Source organism: Longitalea luteola, from assembly GCF_017356035.1.
Classification (GTDB): Bacteria; Bacteroidota; Bacteroidia; order Chitinophagales; family Chitinophagaceae; genus Niastella; species Niastella luteola.
This window is the reverse complement of sequence record NZ_JAFIQX010000006.1, coordinates 404,994-409,828: the sequence shown is the minus strand read 5'-3', so window position 1 is coordinate 409,828 and position 4,835 is coordinate 404,994. Positions and strand designations below refer to the sequence as shown.

The 4,835-nt window shown below is 47.3% G+C and carries 2 protein-coding genes; both read right to left on the bottom strand.

The annotated features are described in order from the left end of the window. The coding region (locus JUB15_RS17385; RefSeq protein WP_207513766.1) for an HYR-like domain-containing protein at positions 1 to 1,085 on the bottom strand (1,085 nt) is incomplete at its 3' end. A gap of 244 nt (positions 1,086 to 1,329) precedes the next feature. Next, a partial coding sequence (locus tag JUB15_RS17380; RefSeq protein WP_207513765.1) for an HYR-like domain-containing protein occupies positions 1,330 to 4,835 on the bottom strand: 3,506 nt, incomplete at its 5' end.

Here is a 4,835-nt window from a genome sequence, read left to right as displayed (position 1 = left end):
GGTGCTTCTGTATCTCTGGTGAACGTGATGGTTTGTGTTTGCGTTCCAGTATTACCGCACGCATCTGTCACAGTCCATGTCCTGGTAATCGAGCGGTCACAACCGGTACCTGTCTCTGCGCCATCGGTGAAGGTGGCGGTCAGACCAGTCGAACAGTTGTCAGTTACGGAAGCCGTACCAAAGGCAGCCGCGATCTGCGCATCTGTTGGGTTACAGATCACCGCTGTTGAAGGAGTAACCGTGATCACCGGTATTTCTATATCTGTTATATTAAATGTCTGACTACATGTACTTGTACATCCGTTCGCATCAACAATAGTGAGGGTCAGCGTGAACGTTCCACAACTATTATTGGCAAGCACCGAAACGGTTTGTCCATTTGTTGCACCGGCGATAGTTGCATTTCCACTAATTGACCAACTATAAGTCGACATACCCAATGGTCCACTATATGTATTTGCAGAGCCAGGGCATACATTATCATTGCCGGTAATAGAACATACAGGCAGCTCATTCACGGTTACTGTTCCACTTGCTGATGCTGACACACAACCTGTTGCTGTATTGGTGATCACAACACTATAAGTTCCGGCTACTGTGGATGTGAAGCTCGCCACATTGCCCGGATCAGGAACGCCTGCCGGCACAGTCCATACATAGCTGTAGGTGCCTGGTTCACCCGGTGTTGCTGTTATGGTCGCCGGTGTTCCCGCACATACCGTTGACGAGTTCACGGTCACCGTTGGCAACGGGTTCACTGTAATAACAATAGTAACAGGATCTCCCACACAACCTTCGGCATTGGTTTCAATTACCTGCATGGTATAGGTGCCCGGAGTAGTCCAGGTTACTGTAATTAAATTTGGGTACGTAGGATGGGGAGTCAACGTATACCCGCTACTGGGCGTAATGCTCCATGCATAGGTTGACCCGGCGGTGAGTACTACACCATACTCTTTTGTTGTATTAATACATACCGAATGATTACCTGGGATTGGCGGAGGCGCCTGGGCAATCGCATTGGTGCCAATTGCTGTAAATAACAGCATGAGTCCCCATTTTAAAAGCAGTTTAGCTTGGTTCATGTTCGGTAGTTTTTTGTTCTTGGTTATTGTTGGTGTAGGGATGTTTGCTAAATTATTCCTGTTCAAAACAGCGGGAACCGGTTCATGTAAGAAGATGCCCGCCAGTTCTTCTTTATTTCGCCTAAATGAGAGTACCAGCAATTGTAGCCATAGCAAAAAGGTTGACCATATATACCGGGCTTGCCAGCCGGTATTCTTTATTTTGTATGGGTTGCTGTTCTGTTTCACAAACTGCTTTTTATAATTAATTATGAGAAATTATCGGTGCTGGCCTTGGATTAATAGTTACTGTTGTTGTACAGGTAGAAGTATTGCCACATGTATCTGTAACTGTCCATGTTATTGTTGATATTCCGACATTAAATACCCCGCTTGCATCATTCCCTGTTCCACTTCTTGTAGTAGCTCCAGTGACTTGGTAAGTAATATTCAAAGTGCCACTGCAGTTATCAGCGGCAGTTGCTGGTGGAATAGCATAAGTATTGCTATTAATTGCACAGAAGATCTGTGCCGGCGGACAGGTAACGACCGGTGGTATATTATCCAGCACGTTGATGATTTGAGAAACCGATGATGTATTGTTACATGCATCGGTGAAGGTCCAGGTTCTTGTAATAGTATATCCGCAACCATTAGCAACTTGTGCATCTACCCCTGTTGCGGTAATGTTGCCACTGCAATTGTCAGTTGCTGACAAAGTACCCGGAGCCGTCACATCAGCGAGGCATTGAAAATTCTGCGACGCAGGAGCCGCTGGTGCAACAGGCGCTGTATTATCCAGCACGTTAATAGTTTGAGAAACCGATGTTGTATTGTTACATGCATCGGTGAAGGTCCATGTCCTTGTAATAGTATATCCGCAACCATTGGCCACTTGTACATCTACACCCGTTGCCGTAATGTCGCCGCTGCAATTGTCAGTTGCTGTCAACGTACCGGGAGCCGGAACATCGGTGAGGCACTGGAAACTCTGCGTTGCAGGAGCTGTTGCAACTGGTGCTGTATTATCAACAATATTGACAATTTGCGTACATGGAGCACTGGAGCATCCATCCAATGTAGTTACCAGTGTTAGCGTATAAGTACCACAAGTGCCATTGGCAACCACTGTAACCGTTTGGCCCGTTGCAGAGCCGGAAATAGTTGCTCCGCCACTGATCGTCCAGTTATAGGTATAACCAGCAATTGCGGGGGCACTGTATACATTCGTTGAGCCGGGACAAACAGTATTGTTCCCGGTAATAGAACACGTGGGTAATGGTTTTACTGTAACATCTTTGCAAACAGATTCGCTGGCACAACCAGCACCGGTGGTGGCTACAACGCAGTATGGATGTGTTCCAACGGGCGGAGTAACAGTAACGGTTTGCGTATTTCCAGCCGCGGGCGTCATATGATCGAGCGGCGACCATTGATATGTTACAGGTTCAAAGGTTCCCTGTAATCCAACATTGTCTACAGCCCAGATACTTCCGGTGGTGCCAAAATAATTGAATCGAACCCGAACGTCAGGTTGACCAATATATGCTGACAGATTATAGTTTCGCTGAACAAATCCGTTATTCCCATCGCCCACCTTGGCTGGTCCGGTAAATGTTTCGAGGGTGATATAGGTAGCTCCCCCATCGATTGAGATCTCAACTTTACCAACTGTTCCGGCGTTAAAATCAAGAGCGGTCATATATCCAAAAATGGGATTAACCACTCCCACCAAACTAAAGGGAGGAGTGATCAAAGCAGCGGTTTGATCGGCGCCATCAGTAGTACCGGCGACAATCATAAATTTGGTGTTCGACGGCGGAGCTTGGGAATTATACTCTTTGCCATTTCGAACTTTGCCATCACCGGTTTCGCCCCAATCCGTATTCTCGTCTTCATTATTATTATTAGCATCATTACCACTCCATCCGGCCGGGTTTGCATTCCCGAAATCTTCCAGGGGGAAAGGTGGTGCACCATAGTCGCTTGCTTTTAGAGTAGCCGATTCGCCCAGGCAAATAATGGGCGGCGTAACAGTTACTGTGGGGGTGAATGGTTCGTTTACTGGTATGATGCCAACATCTGAATATCCATCACAACCATTATTTAATGTTAATAAAACCCGGTAGATGGTTGTTTGTGTAAGATTAGAATACGACTGTGTTGTGGATGTGTTATTAATAGTCGTCCAACTGGCGCCGCCATTGGTTGATGACTCCCAACGTACTATGGTCCCTGTGTAATTGGATAATGTGATTGTTCCACTATTATTGCCAGAGCAAACAGGCGGGCTTGAAGTGATATCTCCATCTGGCGAAGGAGTAACGTTGACGGTAACAGTTGCAGCATTTGTACAACCATTAGCGCCGGTTCCGGTAACAGTATAGGTCGTTGTGGCTTCAGGTGTTGCTATAACCGAGGATCCGGTATTTATCGACAATCCTTCTGTGGGACTCCAGGTATAGGTGTTGGCGCCACTCGCAGTTAATGTTACACTACCTCCACTGCAAAATGCCGAAGGAGCAGCCGGACTAACAGCAATAGTTGGTAATGGATTTACGGTCACCGGGGTTGCCGCAGATGTTCTGGAACAGCCACTGGCGTTTGTTACCGTTACAGTATAGCTACCACCTGTTGTTGCTGAATAAGTTTGATTTGTGGCTCCCGGAATAGGCGCACCATTTACATTCCACTGGTAGGTGCTACCGGCAGATGATGAAGATGTAAGTGTCACACTTCCGCCCTGGCAAAAAGTTGTCGCTCCTCCGGCCGAGATTGTTGGTGTAGTTGGGAATGCATTGACTGTAATGGTTACATTAGATGCAGAAGCTGTACAAGGAGAATTGCTGATCGTCCACCGCAAAACATACGAACCTACACCAGTGGGTGTAAATGTTGCTGTTCGGTTTGTTGTGCTGCTGAACTGCGCCGTTGATGTACTTGGACCACTGACAATTGACCATAATCCTGTGCCGACCGTTGGAGCATTTGCAGCGAGGGTTATATTTCCACCAATGCAAACAGATTGTGCAGTTCCGGCATTGGCGGTTGTTGGATTTTGATTGAAAGCAATTACTACATCGTCTGTGGTAGATGCGCAAGGTGGATTAGTGATCGTCCAGCGCAATGTATAAGTAGTTCCTGCTGTTCCTGTAAAAGCCGAGTTCGGACTTGACGGTGTTGTTATCGTGCCGCCAGCACCACTTACGATACTCCAGGTGCCCGTGCCTGCTGTTGGTGTATTTGCGGCAAGCGTTACTGTTGTTAATCCGCAAGTGGCGGCACCTGTCTGATCGGGGCCGGCGTTGGCTGTTGTCGTTGCTGCAACTCTTGTAATTGCTACCTCATCAAAGGTTGCCGTACAAGGTGTGTTTGAGATTGTCCACCTGAAAATATTTGTCCCAACACCTAAAGCTGTTATCCCCGAGGTGGGACTGTTAGGTGTAGTTATTGTTCCTGATCCGCTTACTAATGTCCAGGTACCGGTTCCCACTGTTGCAGCATTGCCGGCAAGTGTAGCTGTAGTAGCACAAAGAGTTTGGTCCGATCCGGCATTGGCTGTTGTTGGATTTCTGTTGAAAGTAACTACAACATCATCTGTGGTAGATGCGCAAGGAGGATTAGTGATCGTCCAGCGCAAAGTATAAGTAGTTCCTGCTGTTCCCGTAAATGTTGATGTGTGGCTTGATGGTGTTGCTATTGTGCCGCCAGCACCGCTTACGATACTCCAGGTGCCCGTGCCTGCTGTTGGTGTATTTGCAGCAAGGGTTA